20 protein-coding genes and 1 pseudogene are annotated in these 23,968 nt (G+C 37.2%); 13 read left to right on the top strand and 8 right to left on the bottom strand.

Translation table 11 applies throughout. The features are described 5' to 3' along the window. Positions 1 to 203 precede the first annotated feature (203 nt). The 3 genes from ACIQ2X_RS03105 to ACIQ2X_RS03095 are packed head-to-tail and all read left to right on the top strand — an operon-like array spanning position 204 to position 2,856. Positions 204 to 1,796 (top strand): hypothetical protein, encoded by a 1,593-nt coding sequence (locus ACIQ2X_RS03105; protein ID WP_396177416.1) that lies wholly within the window; start codon positions 204 to 206, stop codon positions 1,794 to 1,796. Positions 1,797 to 1,807: 11 nt separating this feature from the next. After that, positions 1,808 to 2,440 carry a DUF6705 family protein gene (locus ACIQ2X_RS03100; protein WP_396177415.1) on the top strand — a complete coding sequence of 211 codons (633 nt, stop codon included), beginning with the start codon at positions 1,808 to 1,810 and terminating at the stop codon, positions 2,438 to 2,440. A gap of 41 nt (positions 2,441 to 2,481) precedes the next feature. Further along, positions 2,482 to 2,856 (top strand): hypothetical protein, encoded by a 375-nt coding sequence (locus ACIQ2X_RS03095; protein WP_396177414.1) that lies wholly within the window; start codon positions 2,482 to 2,484, stop codon positions 2,854 to 2,856. 7 nt (positions 2,857 to 2,863) lie between these two features. Here ACIQ2X_RS03095 and ACIQ2X_RS03090 read toward each other — a convergent pair whose 3' ends face one another. Next, on the bottom strand, positions 2,864 to 3,604 hold the full coding sequence (locus ACIQ2X_RS03090) for a lysophospholipid acyltransferase family protein (RefSeq protein WP_396177413.1): 741 nt from the start codon (positions 3,602 to 3,604) through the stop codon (positions 2,864 to 2,866). A gap of 112 nt (positions 3,605 to 3,716) precedes the next feature. Here ACIQ2X_RS03090 and trpS point away from each other — a divergent pair, with 112 nt between their 5' ends. Together trpS and ACIQ2X_RS03080 are read left to right on the top strand one after the other, a co-directional pair. Then, positions 3,717 to 4,694: a tryptophan--tRNA ligase gene (gene trpS / locus ACIQ2X_RS03085; protein WP_396177412.1), complete on the top strand. Its 978-nt coding sequence runs from the start codon at positions 3,717 to 3,719 to the stop codon at positions 4,692 to 4,694. 134 nt (positions 4,695 to 4,828) lie between these two features. Further along, the gene (locus ACIQ2X_RS03080; RefSeq protein ID WP_396177418.1) at positions 4,829 to 4,999 is read left to right on the top strand and encodes a type II toxin-antitoxin system YoeB family toxin; all 171 of its coding nucleotides are present in this window, start codon (positions 4,829 to 4,831) and stop codon (positions 4,997 to 4,999) included. A gap of 209 nt (positions 5,000 to 5,208) precedes the next feature. Here ACIQ2X_RS03080 and dprA read toward each other — a convergent pair whose 3' ends face one another. Next, positions 5,209 to 6,309, bottom strand: coding sequence for a DNA-processing protein DprA (gene dprA, locus ACIQ2X_RS03075; protein WP_396177411.1), 1,101 nt, complete (start codon positions 6,307 to 6,309; stop codon positions 5,209 to 5,211). Between the two features lie 101 nt (positions 6,310 to 6,410). Here dprA and ACIQ2X_RS03070 point away from each other — a divergent pair, with 101 nt between their 5' ends. Both ACIQ2X_RS03070 and ACIQ2X_RS03065 read left to right on the top strand, forming a co-directional pair. Next, the gene (locus tag ACIQ2X_RS03070; RefSeq protein ID WP_396177410.1) at positions 6,411 to 7,346 is read left to right on the top strand and encodes an SPOR domain-containing protein; all 936 of its coding nucleotides are present in this window, start codon (positions 6,411 to 6,413) and stop codon (positions 7,344 to 7,346) included. 64 nt (positions 7,347 to 7,410) lie between these two features. Continuing rightward, complete coding sequence (locus tag ACIQ2X_RS03065) at positions 7,411 to 7,923, top strand: acyl-CoA thioesterase (RefSeq protein ID WP_396177409.1); 513 nt, start codon at positions 7,411 to 7,413, stop codon at positions 7,921 to 7,923. Positions 7,924 to 7,971: 48 nt separating this feature from the next. Here the strand turns inward: ACIQ2X_RS03065 and ACIQ2X_RS03060 are convergent, their stop codons facing one another. From ACIQ2X_RS03060 to ACIQ2X_RS03050, 3 genes are all read right to left on the bottom strand, one after another. Further along, positions 7,972 to 9,519, bottom strand: a complete 1,548-nt coding sequence (locus ACIQ2X_RS03060; RefSeq protein ID WP_396177408.1) for a glycine--tRNA ligase — start codon at positions 9,517 to 9,519, stop codon at positions 7,972 to 7,974. A gap of 157 nt (positions 9,520 to 9,676) precedes the next feature. Then, positions 9,677 to 12,358 (bottom strand): reprolysin-like metallopeptidase, encoded by a 2,682-nt coding sequence (locus tag ACIQ2X_RS03055; protein ID WP_396177407.1) that lies wholly within the window; start codon positions 12,356 to 12,358, stop codon positions 9,677 to 9,679. 118 nt (positions 12,359 to 12,476) lie between these two features. After that, complete coding sequence (locus tag ACIQ2X_RS03050; RefSeq protein WP_396177406.1) at positions 12,477 to 15,767, bottom strand: reprolysin-like metallopeptidase; 3,291 nt, start codon at positions 15,765 to 15,767, stop codon at positions 12,477 to 12,479. A gap of 170 nt (positions 15,768 to 15,937) precedes the next feature. Between ACIQ2X_RS03050 and ACIQ2X_RS03045 the strand changes: the two genes are divergently transcribed. The 5 genes from ACIQ2X_RS03045 (at position 15,938) to ACIQ2X_RS03025 (ending at position 22,165) form a co-directional block, all read left to right on the top strand. Next, positions 15,938 to 16,858 (top strand): bifunctional riboflavin kinase/FAD synthetase, encoded by a 921-nt coding sequence (locus ACIQ2X_RS03045; protein WP_396177417.1) that lies wholly within the window; start codon positions 15,938 to 15,940, stop codon positions 16,856 to 16,858. A 9-nt stretch (positions 16,859 to 16,867) separates the two neighbouring features. After that, the gene (locus ACIQ2X_RS03040; protein WP_396177405.1) at positions 16,868 to 18,178 is read left to right on the top strand and encodes an HTTM domain-containing protein; all 1,311 of its coding nucleotides are present in this window, start codon (positions 16,868 to 16,870) and stop codon (positions 18,176 to 18,178) included. A 331-nt stretch (positions 18,179 to 18,509) separates the two neighbouring features. Beyond that, positions 18,510 to 19,595: a biotin synthase BioB gene (bioB, locus tag ACIQ2X_RS03035; protein ID WP_396177404.1), complete on the top strand. Its 1,086-nt coding sequence runs from the start codon at positions 18,510 to 18,512 to the stop codon at positions 19,593 to 19,595. Between the two features lie 209 nt (positions 19,596 to 19,804). Further along, entirely contained in the window at positions 19,805 to 20,488 is a 684-nt protein-coding gene (locus ACIQ2X_RS03030) for a ComF family protein (protein ID WP_396177403.1), read from the top strand. Positions 20,489 to 20,563: 75 nt separating this feature from the next. Continuing rightward, the gene (locus tag ACIQ2X_RS03025) at positions 20,564 to 22,165 is read left to right on the top strand and encodes an Ig-like domain-containing protein (protein ID WP_396177402.1); all 1,602 of its coding nucleotides are present in this window, start codon (positions 20,564 to 20,566) and stop codon (positions 22,163 to 22,165) included. A gap of 7 nt (positions 22,166 to 22,172) precedes the next feature. On the opposite strand, the gene ACIQ2X_RS03020 is transcribed toward ACIQ2X_RS03025, so the two are convergent. Continuing rightward, on the bottom strand, positions 22,173 to 22,937 hold the full coding sequence (locus ACIQ2X_RS03020) for an amidohydrolase (RefSeq protein WP_396177401.1): 765 nt from the start codon (positions 22,935 to 22,937) through the stop codon (positions 22,173 to 22,175). A gap of 78 nt (positions 22,938 to 23,015) precedes the next feature. Here ACIQ2X_RS03020 and ACIQ2X_RS03015 point away from each other — a divergent pair, with 78 nt between their 5' ends. Continuing rightward, positions 23,016 to 23,579 carry a hypothetical protein gene (locus ACIQ2X_RS03015; RefSeq protein ID WP_396177400.1) on the top strand — a complete coding sequence of 188 codons (564 nt, stop codon included), beginning with the start codon at positions 23,016 to 23,018 and terminating at the stop codon, positions 23,577 to 23,579. A 91-nt stretch (positions 23,580 to 23,670) separates the two neighbouring features. Here ACIQ2X_RS03015 and ACIQ2X_RS03010 read toward each other — a convergent pair whose 3' ends face one another. Together ACIQ2X_RS03010 and ACIQ2X_RS03005 are read right to left on the bottom strand one after the other, a co-directional pair. Next, positions 23,671 to 23,799 (bottom strand): hypothetical protein, encoded by a 129-nt coding sequence (locus ACIQ2X_RS03010; RefSeq protein ID WP_396177399.1) that lies wholly within the window; start codon positions 23,797 to 23,799, stop codon positions 23,671 to 23,673. A 52-nt stretch (positions 23,800 to 23,851) separates the two neighbouring features. Beyond that, positions 23,852 to 23,968: pseudogene (locus ACIQ2X_RS03005) on the bottom strand (IS1595 family transposase); the annotation flags it as partial.

Here is a 23,968-nt window from a genome sequence, read left to right as displayed (position 1 = left end):
ATTGGCAAGCATTTCTTGGGAAAGATGCCTTTCAATACGCAGTTCTTTGACCCTTTTGCCAAACCCAGCGATAAAATCCTTTTCATCCTTCTCCATGACGGCAAGGTGTACAAAAGCATAAAAAAAAATAAACACATATTTGTGTTATTTGCTTTTTTTATTAAGTTTGACAAAATATCTACTTTCAATCTCACAAAATATTTATGAAGAAGTATCATTTTAAAACAATTTACAGAGTAGCTTTTTGTTCATTAGTTATAGCACTCCTTTTTAGCTGTAGAACGGATGACATTGGAGAAAAAGAATCTCTTCAAACGGGACAAAGTATTGTAAATAGACTCAATGAAAAGCAACTAAAATCCAAAGCACCTGCTGTTTTTGAGAAGATTAAGTCTTTGAGAAGAGAAGTTATTAATAATCCTCAGCTCTCTAGAAGTGTTTCCCTAGTTGGTGGATTTCATATAGAAACTGATGATGTTCTGGAAATAATTATGGGGCAAGTTAAAACCTACACATTCGCTATTTCAAAAGAGGATGATGAAAGTCCTTTGGAAAACCTTGTGATTAAGGTCGATGGGCAAGGCAACCTCAATGGTGCAATTTTTGAGTACTACTTAACTGAAGAAGAAAAACGGAATCTTGAATCAAAAATTCCCATAAATCTTAAACAGAAAATAAGTTGGAAGCCTCTTGAAAATCTCGAAGAGGCGGCAGAATTACTATTAAGGTCTGATATAGATTGTTTGAAATTTGTTATTACAGGTGGTTCTATTTGTCCAAGCGGAGACCACGATTTGAGACAGATGCTAAACGATCAATGCTCTATTGTGAATAACGGTGACTTTACGCCAGACCCTCAAACAATCGTACAAATTATAGTTGACCCAAGTTGTCTTAATGAGGGTGGTCCTGGAAATGGCGGAAATACTCCTGAGGGAGGTGATGGTTGGTATGGTCCGGCATGGTTTCCATTGCAACCAGGTTTTCCAGGATCTGGTGATGGTGTAGGCCCAGGAGACTTCCCAGACAATGGAGATTTTCATCAAGGAGATTATCCTTATAATCAAGACGAACCTTCGCAGGATATATGGGACAATACATTTTATACACAGCCAGTGTTGCCGCAAAATGATAAAAAATCTCCCTGCAACCAGTTAGATAAATTAAAAAATAGTCCCAATTACAGCAATACCATTAACCATTTAAAAAGTAAAGCAACTGGACTTAAAGAATACGGATGGGTAAGCAAATATTTTGATGGAACAAAGAATCTTGCTCCGCCAACTGTTGCAGGTCAAAATACCCAGAACCCAAACACTGTTGATCTTTCGGCTTACAAAGGTATCGAATGGATTGGCGCTTTTCATAATCACACCACTCCTACTGAAGGAAATGTTCCTATGTTTTCACCAACGGATTTACAATGGCTATTTACTAAAGCACGCCTTAGAAGAAAATTTCAAGTACAAAGCAATCTGCCTGTTGATGTCAGTGATTTATTTTTAGGTCTAGTAAACGAAAATGAAGTATATTGTCTTAAAATAAAAGATGTAGATAAATTTTTGGCTCTTACTGCGCCAAATTACTTAAAACTAGAAGAAGATTTGGTACAAAAATTTACGCAGAGTGGATCAAATTCATCTCCAAAAACACTTCAAAAGGACTTTCTTAAAGTTTTGAAGGCTTTTGATTTAGGAATTGGCTTATATGAACAAGATTCAAATGGAAGTTGGTCTGAAGTTAATTTGAATCCTACCAATTCAAATGACAACCCTGTAAATACACCTTGTAATTAAAAAAGATAACCATGAAAAAAATACTTACAGCAATTGTACTTTTATATAACATTATATTAAGTGCCCAAAATCCAATTTTAAATCTACATACGGCTGATTTTGCGCAAATAGAAAATGCTTATTATAAAGATATTGAGCAATTTCAAAATAAATTTGTTGGCACATGGGTGTACACCGATGCTGTTAAAACGATACGGTTTAAATTCATTAAAAAAGAAATGTTTTATTACCAAACTATTAAAAACTGCTATGTAGATTATTTAGTAGGCGAAATGCAATATATAGAAAACGGAGTTGAGAAAATCAATTCGCTAGTGGATTTAAACGCCAACTACACTAGTATTTTCAATTATAGTTTACATAGTTACAGAAAAGTTGACAACAACTGGTATCCAAAATGCCTTGAGTGTGATGATTTTGTTGAGCGATTACCGATGAGCTATAATGAGCCAAACAATGATGACTTTGGCTTGAAAGCTGCTTTTGTAATGCGAAGGGCTGACGAAAACGGTGTTCAAAAAATTAAAATACAATACATTCTAACTAGTGGTCCTTTAGGTATTCAATCTGATTTTGAAACTCCTTCCACAACTACAAATTTTACTATTCCGTATGGAGATTATACATTAACAAGGGAAAATTAAAAACAATCCATTTCAACGGCTTACGGCCTTTTGAGGATAATATGCAAAACTTAGAAAGTGGTGTCCTCAACCAACGAATGGGTTATTATGAAGTGCCGCTGGAACTTTCATATTCGGTTTTGGATCGGAAATTTGGTGTGAACCTCATCGGTGGTGTGAGTACTTTGTTTTTGAATGAAAACTCGGTTTCGGTACAATCAGAGTCAGCAACTTTCAGTTTGGGTCAAGCCAGTAACTTGAACAACGTACATTTTAGTAGTAATTTGGGCGTTGGTTTTACGTACAAATTTTGGAAAAATCTAGAAGCCCGTTTTGAACCTACTTTCAAATACCAGTTCAACACGTTTAGCCGCGACGCCGGAAATTTCAAACCCTATTTTGTGGGATTGTATACGGGTGTGAGTTATAGGTTTTAAAAACACTTCACGCATTAAACCGCAACAACTGGTGGTAAATCACCGTACGAACCGCGTCTTTAATTTCCTTCTTATCATTCAAACTTTTGCCAAAAGTAGGGATAGGCTCGTGCATTTTTACCCGCATAATTCCAGGACTTCCGCTAAAAAAAGTGTAAGAAAATCGTTTTTTATTATCGGCAAAAGTGAGCGGCACAATCGCAATTTGATGTTCGATAGCCAGTCGGAAAGCGCCGTCTTTAAACTCATCCAAAACAATAGTTTCGTCATCGGGAACGCCGCCTTCGGGAAAAATACAAATACTCATACCTTGATTGAGTCTTTTTTGAGCCCGTTCAAAAACCGCCATCCTGCTTTTAGAACTCGAACGGTCGACTAAAATACAGGTTCTTTTATAGAAAAAACCAAACAACGGAATTTTAGCCAACTCCATTTTTCCCACAAAAACAAACGGATTTTTCACAACAGCCAACATCAACATAATATCCGTCATTGAGGTGTGATTGGCTACAAACATGTAACTTTTTCCTTTTTCGAGTTGGGTTTCGCGTTCAACTGTATAGTAAAAACCAGAGGTAATTAAAATAGACTTGGCCCAAATGCGTGCCATCTTAAAAAAGTAAGGATACCATTCTTCTTTTAAAATCGAAATGACCAAGAATGGAAACATCACGATAATTGGAAAGGCCATCATCATGTAAAACCAAACCCGCCAAATAACCCAAAAAATGATTTTAAAAACCCGCATTCTGTTATTGTTTATTGATTGCTATTAACACAAGTCGTTAAAGTGTTCCAAATGTAAGAATTCAATCTATACTTTTTACTAAAATCGTACCTTTGCGAAAATTAAGTTGACTATGGCAAAAATTCTTACGGGTGTTCAAAGTACGGGAACGCCACATTTGGGCAATCTTTTGGGTGCAATTATTCCTGCAATCGAATTATCAAACAAACCAGAAAACGAAACTTTTCTTTTCATTGCTGATTTACATTCGGTGACACAAATTAAAGACGGCGAAACCTTGAAAGAAAACACGTATTCTACTGCAGCCACTTGGCTTGCTTGTGGTGTTGATATTTCTAAAGTAACTTTTTACCGACAGTCTGATGTGCCGCAAACCGCTGAATTGTCTTGGTATTTGAGTTGTTTTTTCCCTTTTCAACGCTTGACTTTGGCACATTCTTTTAAAGATAAATCCGATCGATTGAGCGATGTAAATGCAGGACTTTTTACGTATCCGATGTTGATGGCTGCTGACATTTTGCTTTACGACGCCGAGTTTGTTCCTGTCGGAAAAGACCAGCTTCAACACATCGAAATTACTCGAGATGTCGCCGCTCGATTTAATAACCAAATGGGCGAAACTTTTGTTTTACCTGAATCGTATTTGCAAGAGGATACGAAATATGTTCCCGGAACCAACGGAGGAAAAATGAGCAAATCGGCCAATAATACCATCAATATATTTTTGGATGACAAAAAATTGCGCAAGCAAGTCATGTCCATCGAAACCGACAGTACCCCGCTTGAAGATCCTAAAAATCCCGAAACGTGTAAAGTTTTTGCCATCTATAAACTGCTGGCCACCGAAACCGAAATCTCCGAAATGACTGAAAAATATAAAAACGTGAATCAGGATTTTGGTTGGGGTCATGCCAAACAAGCTTTATTTGAACTTCTTGTCGAACGCTTTAAAACAGAAAGAGAAAAATACAATTACTACATGTCCAACCGCGAAGAATTAGACAAGGCTTTGGCTTTAGGCGCCGAAAAAGCAAGAAAAGTTGCAAATGAGGTTTTAAATAGAGTGCGAGAGAAATTGGGATTTTTGTAGTTTATATTGGTAATTCCGAAACATTAACCTTCTAGCGTACAATGCCTTGAAATAGACAGACCTTTTACGTTCTACTAAAACCAATACGGCAAGACTTCAAGAATCAATTGAGCAATAAAAAAACAGTTTCATAAATTAAAGGTTTACAAACTATTTGTAAAATAAATATTGAATTTACAACCCACCGCTGGGAAGATTTTAATTATTGGTTGGATAACGATCCTGATGTCTTGGATAAAATTAAAGAACTAATCAAGTCTATTCGGCAAGAGCCGTTTCAAGGAATCAAAAACCAGAACTTTTAAAATACGGTTAAAAGGATCCAGGTCGAGAAGAATTACGGACGAACATCGCGACTGGAGTATACCATAAATGGCAATAAAGGTGTAGATCAAAAAATGCATTATTGTGTAATGCCAATTTCATTATGATGATAAATAAAATCAGCAACGGATTGCACCAATTTACACACATTTTTACTACTGAAAGAATGCCTTTTATAAAATTTACTGTTTTAAATCGCCTCAAATAATTTGCCGGGCAAAGGTCGAATTACGCCTTTCAATTCCATATTGAGCAACATTCCCGATAAAACATAAATCGGAAAACCACAATCCAATGCGATGGTATCCATCAATTCTTTTCCTTTTTGAAGCAAATAATCGTAAATAATTTGTTCGTCGGGAGGTAAATCCACAAATAATTGTTTTTGAACCGCTTTTGTTGATGCTGCAATATCCCAATTCAGCATGTAAATCAAGTCGGCAGCACTCGTTAGTAAATTTGCTTTTTGGGTTTTTATCAAATTGTTACAACCCGTACTGAACTTATCAGTTGTACGCCCCGGAACCGCAAAAACATCACGGTTATAATCGTTTGCCAACATAGCAGTAATCAGAGATCCACCCCTTTCGGCCGATTCAATCACGATAGTGGCTTCGGTCATTCCTGCTACGATACGATTTCGTTTTACAAAATTCTCTTTATCGGGATTACTACTGCTCCAAAACTCGGTCATAAAACCGCCTTTTTCTTCCATCTTTTTGCAGTATTTTTTGTGCGAAGCAGGGTACATTTGGTTCAATCCGTGGGCCAAAACTCCTATAGTTTGTAAATCGTTTTCCATTGCCGCTTGGTGTGCTACAATGTCCACGCCATAAGCAAAACCACTGACGATGATTGGGTTTAGAGGAGCAATTTCGGCAATCAAATTCCTACAAAATTCAGCACCATGCGAAGTCACTTGACGGGTTCCTACAATGCTGATGATTTTGGTTTGCTTCAAGTTGATGTTTCCAGCAGAAAATAATAAAATGGGCGCGTCAAAACAATGTTTGAGTTTGTCGGGATACGAATTTTCTTTGTAAAAATGTACGTCGATGTCATTTTCTTGAATAAATTTCACTTCGGCTTCGGCTTTTTCAAAAACCGATTTGTCTTTTAAATTTTTGACCAAACCAGCACCAATCCCATCAATGGAAGTTAGAAGTTGGGCTTTGGCTGTAAAAACATCAGAAGGATTTTCAAAGTGATTCAGTAATTTTTTTGCAACCACATCTCCTACCAATTCTACTTTTTGGAGGGCGAGAAGCGAAAATAAATCTTGTTCGGTCATGGCAAATATTTGAATTTCAAATTAAAGCAATTTTTTCAAATTGTTAATAAAATTTGTTGATAAAATTTTGTTCTCAAAGCGTATTATCTAACTTTGTTGGTATGAAGATGGAACAACATATTGCACAACTTTTATACCGATACCAATGCGTGACGGTACCTGGTTTTGGCGCTTTTTTAACCGAAATCCAACCTGCACAATTGGTAGAAAGCACCAATACGTTTTATCCGCCAAAAAAAGTGGTTTCCTTTAATTCACACTTGAAAAATAACGACGGACTTCTTGCCAATCACATTTCGCAAGTAGAAAAAACGGACTATGAAACCGCTGTTCAATCCATTTCAAAAGAAGTTTCGCTTTGGAAAAATGCGTTGATAAACCAGCAAAAAGTGGTGTTTCACTCCATTGGTTCCATTTACCTCAATTCAGTGGGAACGTTAACATTTGAAGCTTCGTCGCAAGTTAATTTTCACACTTCCTCATTTGGCTTGAACACCTTTGTTTCGCCAACGGTTAAAAGAGCAATTTTTGAAGCATCAGACGAAGCGGTGGAAAAAGTGCCAATTGTATTGGTGCCAGAAACCACGACTTCTGCACGAAATTCATATCTGAAATATGCAGCCGTATTTATTATAGCTTTAGCCGCTGCGGGAAGTTTTGGTTATAAAATGCATATAAACAAAATGGACGAAGAACTGAAAATAGTACAAACCGAAGTACAAAAAGACGTTCAAAATAAAATTCAAGAAGCTACTTTTTTTATCGAAAATCCGTTGCCTAACGTTACCTTAACGGTTAAAGAAGAAAAGAAAGCCTATCATATTGTTTCAGGTGCTTTTAGCAGCAAAGCCAATGCCGAAAAGCAACTCAAGATACTTAAAGCAAAAGGATTTAACGCAAAAATTTTGGAACGAAACAAGTTTGGTTTGGTTCCCGTACTTTACGGAAGTTACAGCACCTATGCCCAATCGCAGCTTGCACTAAAAGAAATTCACAAGACAGAAAGTCGAGACGCCTGGCTTTTAATAAAAGATTAATAAAAAATCCCGGTGTTTCATCGGGATTTTTGTTTTCACGTGGTTATCTTTGCCAAAAAAACCAATGGCACCAAAATTTGCATCAGAATCTTTAACCATTTTAACCGATTTGGTTTTACCAAGTGAAACCAATCCTTTGAACAATTTATTTGGTGGCGAATTACTCGCTCGAATGGATCGTGCCGCAAGCATCGCTGCAAGACGGCATTCGCGAAGAATTGTGGTAACGGCATCGGTAAACCACGTGGCATTTAACCGTGCCATTCCGCTGGGAAGTGTAGTTACAGTGGAGGCCAAAGTTTCCAGAAGTTTTAAAAGTTCAATGGAAATTTACATCGACGTTTGGATCGAAGATAGAGAATCAGGCAATAAAAATAAAGCGAACGAAGCCATTTACACCTTTGTTGCCGTTGATGATACGGGACGCCCGGTAGAAGTCGCACCTATTATTCCGGAAACGGAATTGGAAAAATCCCGCTACGAAGCTGCCTTACGACGAAAACAATTAAGCTTGGTTTTAGCAGGAAAAATGAAACCATCGGAAGCAACGGAATTGAAAGCATTATTTATGGAATAAAAAAACGGAGATTTTAGGTCTCCGTTTTTGTTTGTTTAAGGCTAAGTATTACTTCCCAATCTTCATCAACCAGTTTTTCATCGAAACTTCGTTTTCAATAATGTTACGCAAATCAGCGATTGCTACACGGTCTTGCTTCATGGAATCTCTATGTCTAATGGTTACCGTTTGGTCTTCTATCGTTTGATGATCAACGGTTATACAAAACGGCGTTCCCAACGCATCTTGCCTTCTGTATCGTCGTCCTACCGCATCTTTTTCGTCGTAAGACACGTTGAAATCCCATTTTAAATCAGCAATGATTTGCTTGGCAATTTCGGGCAAACCGTCTTTCTTTACCAATGGCAATACGGCTGCTTTTGTTGGAGCCAAAACAGATGGTAACTTTAAAACCGTTCGGGTGGTGCCGTCTTCCAAAGCTTCTTCTTGAAGGGATGTTGCAAAAACAGACAGGAACATTCGATCTAAACCTACCGAAGTTTCTACCACATATGGGGTATAATTTTTATTTTCGTCGGTGTCAAAGTACTGTAATTTTTTACCCGAAAATTCTTCGTGTGCTTTTAAATCGAAATCCGTTCGGGAGTGAATTCCTTCCAATTCTTTGAATCCGAAAGGGAAATTAAATTCGATATCTGCCGCTGCATTGGCATAATGTGCTAATTTTTCGTGGTCGTGAAACCGGTAGTTTTTTTCGCCCAATCCCAAAGACAAATGCCAGTTGAGTCGTGCATTTTTCCAGTATTCGTACCACTTCATTTCTTCGCCTGGCTTTACAAAAAATTGCATTTCCATTTGTTCAAATTCGCGCATGCGAAAAATAAACTGACGGGCTACAATTTCGTTACGAAAAGCTTTTCCGGTTTGTGCAATACCAAATGGAATTTTCATACGCCCTGATTTTTGCACATTCAAGAAATTGACGAAAATACCTTGTGCGGTTTCAGGTCTTAAGTACAAATCCATCGCATTTTCGGCAGAAGCACCGAGCTTGGTACCAAACATCAAATTGAACTGCTTTACTTCAGTCCAGTTTTTAGAACCCGTTTCAGGATCGGCAATTTCTAGCTCTTCAATCAAGGCTTTTACATCGGCAAGATCCCCAGTTTCTAAAGATTTGGCCATTCGCTCTAAAATACTTTTCTTTTTGGAAAGGTATTCCATGACCCGCGGATTGGTGGATTCGTATTCGGCTCTGTTAAAGCTTTCGCCAAATCGGACGCTGGCTTTTTCGATTTCTTTTTCGGCTTTCTGGTTTAATTTTTCGGCATAATCCTCAATTAAAACATCGGCACGGTATCTTTTCTTAGAATCTTTGTTGTCGATTAATGGATCGTTGAACGCATCAACGTGACCAGATGCCTTCCAAGTGGTTGGATGCATCAAGATAGAAGCGTCGAGTCCTACGATGTTTTCGTGCATTTGCACCATCGCTTTCCACCAGTATTCGCGGATGTTTTTCTTTAACTCGACTCCATTTTGTGCATAATCATAAACTGCACTTAAACCATCATAAATTTCGCTTGACGGAAAAATAAATCCGTACTCTTTTGCGTGCGAAACTACATTCTTAAATAAATCTTCTTGTTTTGCCATAGTGATGCAAAAGTATAAAATTGATTGAATTATAGATAGAAATTGTTTGAAAAAACCCAATTTTTAGGGATATGTGATTCGCTTTTGCAAAAAAATTTTGGCACAAAAAAAAACCGCCAAGAAATTTGACGGTTTTGAAATACAATTAAACGGGTATTTATTGAATGATTATTTTTCGAACAGATTTTTGTTTTCCATCTTGGATATTTACCAAATAAACGCCAGTTTGAACATTTTCTAACTGAATATTTTGTGCAAAGACACCTTGATTTGAATAGGTTTTAGCAAAAATTTGTCGGCCACTTACATCAAAAACAGTTATCGAAATGTCTTGATCTGAAGTAGAATCGAATTTCACATTAAAGTTCCCCGTATTCGGATTTGGAGCGATGGTTAGATTACTCAATTCGAATGACTGTTTATTTAAAGGAACTAAATAACATACTTCCATTGACCAGCTGTTCAAGGTTCCAATACTATTATTTGCAGCGAAATCTTGAATCTCCAACTTCCAATTTCCCAAAGCTGATTTTTGATTCAAAGTTGACAAAGGTTGGGCAGGCGAAAATCCTTCCGTCACTGGATTGGTGCAAATAGGTAAGCCGAAGCCGTCAATTAACTCTGCAATTATACCATCTTGTGTAGAACATATACGGTCTATTAAAAGTACACTTGTATTATCTGGATGACGTAAAGTTACTCTCATATCACTGATGTTGGTATGACTGATATTTACAGATGGAGTGACTTGAGTGATACCGTAATTTACGGGAATATTAATGATTGAAGTAGTGGTTGGTCCACCAGCGGGATTTCCATCAGCAATTGTTGCAGTACCTGTACTGTTGTAAGTAACACACGAAGAAGTGAACTCTCCAATAGAAAATGTTGCAGAATTGATTGCAAAATAAACATTGTTTACCGGTTGCACCATAATTCGGCAAAACGGAGCATCGATAGCGGGTACGGTAATGGTTTGTGTTCCATCATTTGGTGTACTTTCTAGCAACACAATATTGTAATTGTAACCACCATCTGTTGATAATAAAATTTTAACATTGGCCGTACTTACAGGAGCCAAATTAGTTCCGGCAACATTCCATGTAATGGTTTGCGTTTGACCAGGAAACCAGGTTACTGCACTAGATTGAGACGTTACTTGAAAAGGTCCTGCAGTTCCGTTAAAGGTTATTGTCGTATTTTGACGGCTGGTTTGACCGCCATTAGGCACACTATTATCTCTAGCTGTTAACGCAAAATTCATTGTTCGTGCCACATTTGGGATAACTTCCCATTCATTGATTAAACTTCCTATCAATACATCATCCAATTTAGGGAAATATCTTTTCGGCGAAAGACTTGGTGAGAAACTTCTGAAATTAGGCACAGAAGTGGTTGACGATGCATTTGGAAGTGCAGTTGTCGCTCCATTATTGGTTTGTTCCCAACAGTATGTTAATGCTGTTGCGCTATCATCCGTTACCACTCCTGTTAATACAAAAGGAGTTCCTTTTGGAATAGTATAATTAGCAAGATTTTCAATAAAAGGCGCTGCATTGTTACTTGCAAAAGCTCCAGCACAGTTGCCTGCACCAAAAATATGTGCACTCATTTGAGCAATACTTATGGCATGAAAATACGAATCTGAATTGTTTTGCACATTAGAGGGGCAAATTCCTGCATAAGCCATTATTGTACTTCCACTTCCAGGTTCTACCGCTTGTGGAGCAGAGCGATTTCCGCCGCATGAATTATTAAACGTATGGTTTCCTCCAAATTGGTGTCCTACTTCATGTGCCACATAATCGATATCAAAAGGGTCTCCTACTGGTGCAAACGAACCTGTAATTCCTCTTGCTTTTGAAAAAGTACAAACGGATCCTAATGCAGCTAAACCGCCACCACCAGTACTTACGGTGTGTCCAATATCATAGCTATCGAACCCTATTACTTGATTGATTACAGTTTGACTTTGATTGATTAAAGTTCCCGCACTGTTATTGTTGAATTCGTCAGAGTTGATAAATATAACCAAATCGTTATTTGCAACGAGTACCATTCTCAATGACAAGTCGGTTTCATACACGCTGTTCATCCGGCTAACAGTTACGTTCATTGCTGCTAAAACAACCGCTTTTCTTTGAGCTTCAGTTGCAGCAGTTGTAATTGTTCCTGCATTGATGGCCGCATTTACATGATAAGAAGCATATTCAATCGTACAAGCCATTGCCATGCGATAGGTTCTGAAAAGTCCATCGTCTATCATTGTAGAATTGGTTTCAAACTGAGGTTTTTCTGCTGATTCCTCTTCGGTATTCAAACAAGTGAAGGTTTTTGTAGTAGTCAAACCTTTTTTGTTATACACGATATAACCTTCAAGATTGGTTGTATAAGGATCAATGTAATAAGTACCTTTATCCGAAAGAACCATTCCGTGCAATCCGAAAACCGTGGTGGTTAAATAAATTCTCGAACTTGGATTGGCAATTCCTTGCCCTACATACGATTGGATATCGGTATATTTTGCTGCCAATTCTGGAGCCATCACCGACGATTCGTAAATGCTAAATTGTTCCAAAGTCCCATTGGCATTCGGAAAACTAACAATTGTAGTAGAAATAGTACCCGAAAAATCTCTAGTTGGAGCGGTTTGAAGCAGTGATTTCATCGCTTCTAAATTGAGCGTATAAAATTCAGCATGACTTGGAGTTGAGGTTCTTTCAAATTGCTGTAAAGCCTCGAACCGTGCTTGCGTGGTTTTTGTCCACAGTGCATTTTGAGCATTTACTAATCCAATAGTAAAAATCAAAATTAGTTTTAAAAATAATTTTTTATTCATTTGGTAAAGTTTTTAGAATCACAAAAATAGCGATTTAAAAAGTTTAATTTCTAAATTTAAATCATAAAAAAACCCAATTATCGCTAATTGGGTTTGTTATATGTAAAAGTTGGGAGTTTTATTTGATAATTATGCGTTGCACTTGAGTTCGTGTTCCGTCGATAATTGACAATAAATACACCCCTGCTTGAATCGTATTCAACTGAATGTTTTCGTTGAAATCGCCTTGAACAGTATAATTTTTAGTAAAAATAGTTCTGCCGCTCATGTCAAAAACATTGATATCAACTTTTTCTGAAGTTGCATCATTAAATTTAACATTAAAGCTGCCGCTATTTGGATTCGGGTACACAATCAATTCTGAAATTTCTTTTGTTTCGATTTCTAACGGTGCCGCTTGACTGCAAAAGGTTAGTCCCCAATTGTTGATTGAGCCTCCATCGCTGTTAAAAGAATCCGTAACAGTTAGTGTCCAAATGCCTTGAGAAACCTGTCCGTTAAACGCCGATAAAGCTTGGGCTGGAATGAGCGTTCCTGAAATTGCCGGATTGCTACCACAAACAATAGGAGTTCCTGCATCATCAAATGTTGCTATAACATTACTATTAGAACCACACTGATTCACAAACAATTGCACTTGAGTCCCAAGCGGACTTGTTAATCGAACATTTAAATCTGACACATAACTGTGGGTAATATTCAGTTGAACATTTACATCATTGATTGTAACGCTATCCAGTGGATCAATAGTTAATGTAGAAGTTACAGTAGCAATCGTGTTGGGAATTGTTACAGGAACATTTGCCGAAACAGCCATTCCACAGTAAATAGTCGAAAAAGTAGAGGAATTACTAAATACAGCTGAACAACCATCATTTTTAGGTTGAATCCGCCAAAAATAAGTAGTCATACTTGCCAAACTGGTACTTGCGTACGAATTGGTAGCTACTGTAGCACTTTCAATAATAGTAGTAAAATTGGCATCTGTAGCAATTTGAATTTCATAATTAGTTGCTCCACTCGATGCCGTCCAATTGAAATTTACTTGATTTGGAGTGATTGCCGCTGCATTAGAAGGACTCGTTAATACAACTGACGAAAATTCGTTATTCAAAACTGCGGCATACAGGTTTACATTCTTGGTAACGGCACCAGAAATAGCCCGAACATTTAAAGTATAAAGTTGTGGTACAACCGAACTATTTGTTGTAAGTGTCAAAATTACATTCGTATTTGTGGTGGCGGACGCCGGTGCAAAACTAGCGGTTATTCCTGCTGGTAAATTTGGGATAGAAAATGCAGTTGCTGTACTAAATCCGCCATAGGTAGAGAAAGGCAACGTGTACGTCAAAGAACCGCCTTTACAAACGGATTGATTTTGTCCGCCTTCGATTCCAGAAAACGCAATAGCAAATGTAGCAGGAGCTGCGGTTATAGAAAAGGATGCATTGGTAACATCAAAGAAAATATTGCCATGTCCTCTTACCATTATTCGATTCGTGGTACCTATTGTATTGGGAATGGTAATAATTTCAGAACCATCATTTGGCACTTTGCTTGCCAATAAAATTGGAAAAGTGCTTCCATTATTGGTAGATAAATAAATGTCTACAAATGGTGTATTAACCGGCATCTGATTTGTAGAAGCAACATTCCATGTTACTGTTTGATTGGATCCTACCGCATACGAAGTCGCAGTGTTTTGAGATGTTATCGAAAAAGGACCTGCTGCATCGGATACGGTAACTTTTACCTCATCAGTTGCCGTTTGTGCCCCACCAGCAACATTGTCTCTAACGGTCAAAGCAAAATTCATAGTACGTCCAACGCCCGGTAACACTTCCCATGTAGAACTGGTTTGTCCAGTCAAAATAGTGACCATTCTTGGAAAATATCGTGAGGGATTTGCGGTTCCTTCAAATGAACGAAATAAGGGGCCGGCGGTATTAAACTGACTTGGTGCAGAAGCATTTGCCTGACTAAACGACTGTGGATCATTTTGTTCCCAAGTGTAATTAAGTACATCACCATTAGGATCTGTAGCATTTGCTGTTAAAACAAAAGGCGTTGAAATAGGAATTGTATAATCGCTCATTGGAGTAATAACAGGTACTGAATTACTCAAATTTGTAATTTGTGGACAACCAGAACTCACACCGTTTTTAACATTATCCGTAATGTCACGAATATTTACATAATGAAAATAAGCATCGCTGCTGTTTTGTACATTTGGAGCACAAATTCCTGCATAACCCATAATAGTAGATCCACTTCCTGGCTCCACTTCGGTAGCTCCACTTCCTGAGATACAACCAGAAGAAGATTGTGTATGAAATCCTCCAAACTGATGGCCCATTTCATGTGCTACATAATCAATATCAAACGCGTCGCCTGTTGGGTTTTGAAGTCCTGTATATCCTCGTCCCTTATGGTTTTGACTACTTGGAGAACTGGTCATGCTACAAACACATCCAATACAACCCGCATTTCCACCACCACTGGTATTAAAATTGTGTCCTATGTCGTAATTTTCCAAACCAATCGCTGCATCAATCGTTTGTGCGGTTTTTGTATTGAATTCGCCTACCCAAGGATCAGTTGCACCATTAAAATAAATTAACAGGTCGTTATTCGCAACAAATATCATTGTAATGGCCAAATCGCGTTCGTAAACCCCATTCACACGGGTCATTGTTATTGCCATTTGGGCTTGAATATTTGCTTTCTTCTGCTGGATTGTTCCTGCTCCTGCAAAAAGAGCTCCGTATTCCCCTGTACAAGACAAAGCCAAACGATAGGTTCGCAACTTTGAATCATCTGCCCCGTTTACACTATTCTCGCTTGAAACTTCGCTTGATAAAGAAGGCAATTGCATGTCTTCTTCGGTCAAACAATCAAAGTTTTGTGTTGTATTGGAAATAGCATTTTTACTGTAAACTATATAATATGCTCTATTTTCAGTAAAAGGATCGATGTACACACTGCTTTTTCCGGGCTCTAAAGTCATGCTGTGCAACCCAAGTTGTGTAACCGAAAAACGCGCGACAGCAGCTGGACTATCAACCCCTTGTGCAGCATAGGACTTGATCATAGGGAATTTTCGTGCCAACTCTTTTTCCATAATTGGGGTTTCCATAACGGCATAACGTTCCAATGTTCCTTGTTCGTTAGGTAAATAAATTATTTTATTGGAACGACCCGAGAATTCGCCTCGAACTGGAGCTCCTTCCAATTGCTGCTTAAAAAGTGCCACGTCCAAATGAAACACTTGGTATGTGGTTGGAACCGCATTTCGAGTTACTTTTTCCATTAAAGTAACGTCCTGATCCGTTGTTCTAGTCCACGCTGATTGCCCATGACTGAACGTTAACGTGAAAAAAGCTATTATTAAAAATGTAATTTTTGTCATGAAAAATTATTTTATCTGTGAAAAATTTATTTAAAAGTTTCCAAATATAAGAATAACATCTATTTAATTGCAAAAACAAGTTTTAAAATAGGTAAAATTTTAATTTCTACCACAACTGATTCCATTTTCGAAATGTATCGCTTAAATTTGTGGACAATAAAACAGCGATTTTGAATAGCTATCCATCTATATACGATTTTTCAACCCATAAGAAAACCGTTTTTACTTTAGGCACTTTTGATGGTGTTCATTTAGGACATACCAAAATAATTGAGCGATTGCTTAACTCCAGTAATGAAGAAGAAGAGAGTTTAGTGCTTACCTTTTTTCCACATCCCAGAATGGTTTTGCAAAAGGAATCCGACATTCAGTTGCTCAACACAATCGAAGAACGAATCTATCTGTTGGAAAAAGCAGGATTGCAAAACCTCATCATTCATCCCTTTGATCAAACGTTTTCTCGTTTAACCGCTGAAGAATTTGTCAAAAATATTTTAGTGGATATTTTCAACATCAAAAAAATAATTATAGGTCATGATCATCGTTTTGGCAGAAATCGTACCGCCAACATTGACGATTTGATCCGTTTTGGAAAAGATTATAATTTTGAAGTAGAGCAAATTTCCGCTCAGGAAGTGGACGCTGTTTCCATCAGTTCGACCAAAATCAGGAATGCATTAGCTGAAGGTAAAATTGAATTGGCAAACGAATATTTGGGGTACTCCTATTTCCTTACAGGTACGGTGATTCCTGGAAAAAAACTGGGTAGAACAATTGGATTTCCCACCGCCAACTTGAAAATAGAAGAAAACTACAAACTCATTCCAGCCCAAGGCGTTTATGCAGTAACCTGCTTGGTTGGAACAAAATCGGTTTATGGAATGCTCAACATTGGAACCAACCCCACGGTCTTCGGCCAAACCATTTCCATTGAAGTGCATTTGTTTGATTTTAATGCCGATTTGTACCATCAAAAAATAACGGTCTCGGTACTGAAACGCATTCGCGATGAACAAAAATTTGCCTCCATAGACGATTTGAAAACACAATTATCAAAAGATCAAATTTTTGCCCAACATTTTTTTGAATAGAAACCAAAAATGCAAAACCAATTATTCAAACCCATTGACAACGCTCCCTTAATTATCTTCCGCATTTTTTTCGGACTGCTTCTCGCTATCGAAACTTTTGGAGCGATTGCCACGGGTTGGGTTACACGTGTTTTTATTGAGCCCCAATTTACGTTTTCGCATATCGGAATGGAGTGGCTGCAACCTTTGTCTGGCATTGGAATGTATTTTTATTTTTGCTTGATGGGTATTTGCGGACTTTTAGTAATGCTTGGGTTGCGCTACCGTTGGAGTCTTCTGGCGTTTACGCTGCTTTGGGGAGGCGCTTATTTTATGCAAAAGTCAACTTACAATAACCATTACTACTTGTTGCTATTGGTTTGTATTATAATGCTGTTTCTTCCTGCAAATAAATACGCTTCATTGGACGCCAAATACCATCCCGAAATCAGGAGTTTTTCGATGCCGCAATGGTGTTCGTGGGTTATGATTTTTCAGGTATTAATTGTTTATTTTTATGCAGCTCTTGCTAAATTTTATCCAGAGTGGCTGGACGGCACTTTTGCCAAAATTATGTTAGCCAACAATCCTTTACCGGGTTCTAAGGCTTTGTTTAGTCATCATTTATTTCACCTTTTCATTGCTTATTCAGGCATCGCTTTCGACTTTTTAATCATTCCATTATTTCTTTATAAGAAAACCAGAAATATTGCTTTTGTTGCCGCAATATTCTTTCATATTTTCAATGCATCGGTTTTGCATATTGGTATATTTCCGTTTTTTGCACTTTCGTTTATTGTGTTTTGTTATCCTCCCGATTTTATTCGAAATTTATTTTTTAAAAGCAAACCTAAATTAGCATTTCACGAAGTGTCGTATGCTTCAAAGCCTATTTTAATATGGTTTTTTATTCCTTATTTTATAATTCAAATTGGTTTACCCGCCCGACATTGGTTTATACCCCACGATGTTTTATGGACCGAAGAAGGCCATCGTTTAAGTTGGCGTATGATGCTTCGGATGCGACAAGGAGTAACTGATTTTCGCATTATGGATAAAGAAACCAACACCATCATTCCGTACGATTACCGAAAAAGGTTGACTGAAAAGCAGCAGTATTTTATGGCTTCGCATCCCGATGGAATATGGCAAATGGCACAAATTATTAAAGAAGAATTTTCTGATAAAAATCAAGATGTTGCCATTTATATAGATTCGAGGGTTTCGATAAACGAGGGTTCTTATGAAGTTTTTATTGATCCTAGCGTAGATTTTGCCCAAGCAAAATGGAATTATTTTGGTCATAACGATTGGATTGTTGTTCCAGATGGGTATAAATAATGCTTTGCTGACTCAAATACTAATGTTTGTTTTTATGAATTGCAGCATTTTTTCGTAAGAGATAGCTCCGAAGTTTCGGTGGAGCTCTCCCTATTTTTCATCGGGAAGCGTTAGTAAATAGCCTCCCGATAACAATCGGGACAAGCTAAACGCCAAAAAAAATTAAATTTTTTAAATGTTGTTCTTATAGAAGAGAACCGTTAATGATTGAAACCACCAAGTATTTTGAACCGATCGAACTATAGATGTAAGCGTATTTCTGGTTTATGAGTAAATTGCTTTTTACTTAAAAGGGAAATCATTACTTTTGGAACATTATTAAAACTTTAAGATGAGTACTACTAGAAATAACTGGACGAAGGACGAAATAATTGCAATTTACAACAAGCCAATTATGGACTTACTTTATGAAGCCGCCACTGTTCATCGTCAATTTCACGATCCCAATGTGGTTCAAGTTTCTACATTATTGTCGATAAAAACAGGAGGCTGTCCTGAAGATTGTGGATATTGTCCACAAGCGGCACGATATCATACGGATATTGAAGGAAATGATTTGATGTCGGTTAATCAAGTAAAAGCACAAGCTTTACGTGCAAAAGAAGGCGGTTCATCCCGAGTTTGTATGGGTGCTGCTTGGCGAAATGTGAAAGACGGACCGGAATTTGATCAAGTTTTAGAAATGGTTCGAACCATTAACAAACTCGATATGGAAGTATGTTGTACGTTAGGAATGATAACTGAAAATCAAGCAAAACGTTTGGCAGAGGCTGGATTGTATGCCTACAACCACAATTTAGATACATCAGAAGAATATTATAAGGAAGTAATTTCGACACGTGGTTTTGAAGACCGTTTGCAAACGATTGAAAACGTCCGTAAAACCAATGTTACCGTTTGTAGCGGAGGAATTATCGGTATGGGTGAAAGTATCGAAGATCGAGCAGGAATGTTAGTTGCTTTGTCGACACTAAATCCGCAACCGGAATCAGTGCCGATTAATGCATTGGTTGCTGTGGAAGGAACACCTTTGGAAGAAGAAAAACCGGTTGAAATTTGGGAAATGATTCGGATGGTTGCTACCACAAGAATCATTATGCCAGAAACACAAGTACGACTTTCGGCCGGACGAATGAACATGAATCGTGAAGGTCAAGCAATGTGCTTTTTGGCTGGAGCAAATTCTATTTTTGCAGGCGATAAACTATTGACTACTCCCAATCCTGATGTCAATGAAGACATGAAAATGTTTGAAAAATTAGGACTAAATCCACAAAAACCATTCACCAAAGTTTCGCAACCCAAAACAGTGGAAGCTGCTGATTCTGAATTTGCACCATTGGGCGAAAAACCAAAATGGTCGCGACCTGGACATACCATTGAACGAAATTTAGAAGCTTCTGGAAAAGGAAAATAGCGTCTGAAAAAATATTTTTAAGACTCCCGATAAGCAATTATCGGGAGTTTTTTTTTATCTCTTGATTACGAAAGTACAGTAAAAATAAATTATTTAATTTTAACGAATTTATTACACTTAATAGATTAAAAATTATTTAACTTCATGTTGTAGTTCAAAATATTTGCCAAAATAAGTATTATATAATAAACAAAGTAAACGCCATATAGATGACAAACTCATTATTTGATCTGTTTTATCCGCCGGCTTGTTTGGGTTGTGAACAATTTTTGTTACCCAACGAAAGAGTAATTTGTACCCAATGCAGGCATGACTTTCCTTTAACACACCAACATTTGAATCACGAGAATGAAGCTATGCTGAAGTTTTATGGAAGACTTCCGCTGGAACATGTTTCGGCTTTGCTTTATTTTCATAAAAAAGGTATTGTACAAGAACTGATTCACAACTTAAAATACCGAGGTCATCAAGAAATTGGCACTTTAATTGGGGATTGGTACGGCACCGAACTCAAAAAGTGCGATAGTTTAAAAACAGTAGATGCAATAATTCCCATTCCGTTGCATCGCAAAAGACTTCGCAAAAGAGGATTTAATCAAGTAACTACCTTTGGAAATGCACTCTCAAAACAGTTGAATTGTCCGTTTGACGAAAACATTCTGAGTCGTGTTCAACACAGTAAAACACAAACATTCAAAAATTTATTGAGCCGAAATGAAATTAAATCGCATACTTTTCATGCACATTTTACGCCCGAACACTACAACAAGCATTTATTATTAATTGACGATGTAATGACCACAGGTGCTACACTTGAAGCCGCTGGAAAAGTATTGTTGGGAATTCCAGGTGCTCAACTGAGTATCGTTTGCATGGCTTATTCGCATCAATAATGATAATAAAATTCTAAAACATTTCATTAACACTAAATATAATTGTTATTTTGTGACTTATAAATTTCACTTTTTATGTTGAAAATAAGGTCGCGTTATTTGCTGTTTGTATTCGCACTACTAATTATTGGTTGTGCCAAACGAGGCAATATTACAGGAGGTTTTAAAGACACGTTGGCTCCTGTTTTACTTGAGAGTGTGCCTAAAAATTTCCGTACCAATTTTACTGGTAATGAAATCAAATTGTACTTTGACGAATACGTAAAATTGAAAGACGTTAACAAGCAATTGATAGTCTCACCTCCTATGAACACAGCACCGGTAGTTACTCCAACTAATGCGAGTAAATTTCTTACCATCAAAATTAAAGACACGCTACAACCCGAAACCACTTATAGTTTAAACTTCGGACAGAGTATTCAGGACAATAATGAAGGCAATATTTACCCTCAATTTAAATATGTTTTTTCGACGGGTAGTTACATCGATTCACTTTCCATTTCGGGAACGATTCAAGATGCGTTAGAAACCGAAAGCGACAATTTTGTAACGGTAATGCTGTACGAAATGAACGAAAAATTTACCGATTCGACGATTTACAAACAAAAACCACGCTATGTAACCAATACATTGGACAGTGCCACCACATTCAAAATTGAAAACATCAAAGCGGGAACCTACCAAATTATAGCTTTAAAAGACAAAAACAACAACTTTTTGTACAATCCCGGAAAAGAGAAAATTGCCTTCCTTAAAGAACCCATTATCATAGGAGCCGAAAACAAATCCTACAATCTGAAACTCTTTGCAGAAAAGGTACAAGTCAAAACATTTAAACCTTCTCAAGCCTCTGGCAATAGAGCAACATTAGGTTACGAAGGAAATGTGAAAGAAGCCAAAATTATATTAAAAAACGGATCAGAAACACTCAAAACGATTGTAACACAACTGCCTGATAAAGATTCGGTACAAGTTTGGTTTCCGACTGTAAAAGCCGATTCGTTGCAGATGTCGTTCAGTTTGGGGAATTATTCCAAAAACTATAATTTCAAAATCAAAGACCAGAAAAAAGACAGCTTGAGTTTTTCTGCAAAACCCGTAGGAGGAATAGATTTTAGAAAAAAATTCGAAATCACAAGTACCGTTCCATTGACGCAATTTGACAAATCGAAAATGTCTTTAACCAACAAAGATTCAGTGGCTGTTGATTTTACAACCGAGTACGACGAATTCAATCAAAAACTGTTTTTTAATTTCATCAAAGAACCCGAACAAAAGTACAATGTAACACTTTTACCTGGGGCCTTAACAGACTTTTACGAGCGTAAAAACGACACCTTACAATACAAACTTTCGACAAAAGGAACTGGCGATTATGGAAACTTAACCATGAAACTCGAAAACTTAAAAAGCTTTCCAGTGATTGTTCAACTGACCGATAACAAAGGAAAAGTATTGGATTCGGAATATTTAGAAAGCGAACCTGTGGCTACTTTTAATTTGATTCAACCGGGTGTTTTTAGGGTTCGTTTTATATATGACACCAACAAAAATAAAGAATGGGATCCAGGGAGTTTCCAGAATAAAACCCAAAGTGAGGAAGTGATTTATTTTCCAAAGGAAATTGACGTTAGAGCGAATTGGGATGTAGACCAACCGTTTACTTTATCGCCTTAATGTAGTTTTATTTCAATTCAAATTGATCCGCATCGTTTAAAAAACCAAATTTCTTACGGTTTAGGTCTTGGGATTTTTTGTCCAATTCTACGATAAAAACACCTTCTGATTGTTGCGGATTCATACTGTAATTGCCCATAGAATCTACCACTTGCGAATCGCCAAAATACGTGTTTCCATTTTCATCGGCACCAATGCGGTTTACACCAATGGTATAACTCATATTTTCGATGGCTCGCGCTTTGAGCAAAGCATTCCAAGCGTTCGCCCTCATATTTGGCCAATTGGCCACATAAAGGAGTAAGTCACAATCGTTTTGATTTCGGGAAAAAACAGGAAATCGTAAATCGTAACAAATAAGTGGACAAATTTTCCAACCTTTATATTCGACAATTAGTTTCGATTTTCCTGCGGTAAATTTGGTGTCTTCGCCTGCCAAAGTAAACAAATGGCGTTTGTCGTACTGCTGGATTTTCCCATCAGGAAAAACAAAAATAAGTCGGTTGTAATAATTCCCCTTTTCTTTGATGACCAAACTTCCAGTTATTGCACAGTTTTTAGCTTTTGCAAAATGCTGCAACCAAGTCACTGTTTCGCCTTTCATCGTTTCGGCAACGCTTTCGGGATGCATTGTGAAACCTGTTGAAAACATTTCCGGTAGTACAATCAGGTCGACATCTTCCATAAAACCAGTAATTTTTTGGGCCAAATGACTTCGGTTTTCCAACGGATTTTCCCAAATAAGATGGGTTTGAATGAGTGCAATTTTCATGGTTGAATTTTCACTAAAGATATACATTCTACAAACGACATAACAACGAAATGGCTATCTTAGTCAAAATTTAAGAACATGAAAAAAATAATAGCCCTTATAACTGTTTTAAGTTTTCAGATGGCAATGGCTCAAGAAAAATCGGGTGCCGCACAATTTTGGGAAAATTTAAAAAAACATTGCGGGAAATCGTATGAAGGAACTTTAACTAGTGCTCCTGTAAATGATGATTTTGCTGGAAAAAAATTAGTAATGCATGTGAGAGCTTGCGACGATAATACGATTAGAATCCCGTTTTTTGTGGGAAATGACAAATCTAGAACTTGGGTTTTGACGTTTGAAAACGATAGAATCCAATTGAAGCACGACCACCGACATGAAGACGGAAGTGAAGACAAGGTAACAATGTATGGCGGTACAACTACAAATTCAGGTTTGCCCAACTTACAAATGTTTCCAGCCGATCAAGAAACCTCCGATTTAATCGCTTATGCTTCCAACAACGTGTGGTGGATTACGTTAGACGAAAAATCGTATTCTTACAATTTACGTCGCGTGGGGTCTGACCGCCTTTTTACAGTAACTTTTGATTTGACTAAAACTATTGCAAATCCGTCTGCTCCTTGGGGAACAAAAGAATAATAGTGCTTTGCTCTAAAGTTTTTAGAACACAGATTTAAGAAATTAGAAAAATTTTAAAAATTTCTCGGATTTCTCAAATCTGTGTTCTTTTTTATTTTACCTCAATTTCATCAATAAAAATATAAGCATCACCATTTGAAGGAAAACCTTGATGCCACTCGGGAAGTTTTCCAAAGTTGGTTGCCTTTATTTTAATGTACCGCGCTTGAACAAGATCCATTGATTTTTATTGGATTTTGATAAATAAAATGAAAGCTATTTTAATTATTGAGTTATATATTTAGTTTCTGTATTATTTGATTTTGATATATTGGCATTTCTATCATCATTCTTTCGATTGTTTTGTGGAATATAGTTTCTTTGAAAATTGATCTATTGATTCTAAAAGT

The organism is Flavobacterium sp. (assembly GCF_044368625.1).
Classification (GTDB): domain Bacteria; phylum Bacteroidota; class Bacteroidia; order Flavobacteriales; family Flavobacteriaceae; genus Flavobacterium.
The sequence above is the reverse complement of the archived record's forward strand: the minus strand, read 5'-3'. Positions and strand labels throughout refer to the sequence as shown.

Excerpts from the sequence above, each read along its gene's own strand:
- bioB (WP_396177404.1), top strand. The coding sequence starts at position 18,510 with ATGAGTACTACTAGAAATAACTGGACGAAGGACGAAATAATTGCAATT.
- ACIQ2X_RS03095 (WP_396177414.1), top strand. The coding sequence starts at position 2,482 with ATGCAAAACTTAGAAAGTGGTGTCCTCAACCAACGAATGGGTTATTAT.
- trpS (WP_396177412.1), top strand. The coding sequence starts at position 3,717 with ATGGCAAAAATTCTTACGGGTGTTCAAAGTACGGGAACGCCACATTTG.
- ACIQ2X_RS03060 (WP_396177408.1), bottom strand. The coding sequence starts at position 9,519 with ATGGCAAAACAAGAAGATTTATTTAAGAATGTAGTTTCGCACGCAAAA.
- ACIQ2X_RS03070 (WP_396177410.1), top strand. The coding sequence starts at position 6,411 with ATGAAGATGGAACAACATATTGCACAACTTTTATACCGATACCAATGC.
- ACIQ2X_RS03105 (WP_396177416.1), top strand. The coding sequence starts at position 204 with ATGAAGAAGTATCATTTTAAAACAATTTACAGAGTAGCTTTTTGTTCA.
- ACIQ2X_RS03050 (WP_396177406.1), bottom strand. The coding sequence starts at position 15,767 with ATGACAAAAATTACATTTTTAATAATAGCTTTTTTCACGTTAACGTTC.
- ACIQ2X_RS03030 (WP_396177403.1), top strand. The coding sequence starts at position 19,805 with ATGACAAACTCATTATTTGATCTGTTTTATCCGCCGGCTTGTTTGGGT.
- ACIQ2X_RS03065 (WP_396177409.1), top strand. The coding sequence starts at position 7,411 with ATGGCACCAAAATTTGCATCAGAATCTTTAACCATTTTAACCGATTTG.
- dprA (WP_396177411.1), bottom strand. The coding sequence starts at position 6,309 with ATGACCGAACAAGATTTATTTTCGCTTCTCGCCCTCCAAAAAGTAGAA.
- ACIQ2X_RS03090 (WP_396177413.1), bottom strand. The coding sequence starts at position 3,604 with ATGCGGGTTTTTAAAATCATTTTTTGGGTTATTTGGCGGGTTTGGTTT.
- ACIQ2X_RS03100 (WP_396177415.1), top strand. The coding sequence starts at position 1,808 with ATGAAAAAAATACTTACAGCAATTGTACTTTTATATAACATTATATTA.
- ACIQ2X_RS03015 (WP_396177400.1), top strand. The coding sequence starts at position 23,016 with ATGAAAAAAATAATAGCCCTTATAACTGTTTTAAGTTTTCAGATGGCA.
- ACIQ2X_RS03010 (WP_396177399.1), bottom strand. The coding sequence starts at position 23,799 with ATGGATCTTGTTCAAGCGCGGTACATTAAAATAAAGGCAACCAACTTT.
- ACIQ2X_RS03020 (WP_396177401.1), bottom strand. The coding sequence starts at position 22,937 with ATGAAAATTGCACTCATTCAAACCCATCTTATTTGGGAAAATCCGTTG.
- ACIQ2X_RS03055 (WP_396177407.1), bottom strand. The coding sequence starts at position 12,358 with ATGAATAAAAAATTATTTTTAAAACTAATTTTGATTTTTACTATTGGA.
- ACIQ2X_RS03040 (WP_396177405.1), top strand. The coding sequence starts at position 16,868 with ATGCAAAACCAATTATTCAAACCCATTGACAACGCTCCCTTAATTATC.
- ACIQ2X_RS03025 (WP_396177402.1), top strand. The coding sequence starts at position 20,564 with ATGTTGAAAATAAGGTCGCGTTATTTGCTGTTTGTATTCGCACTACTA.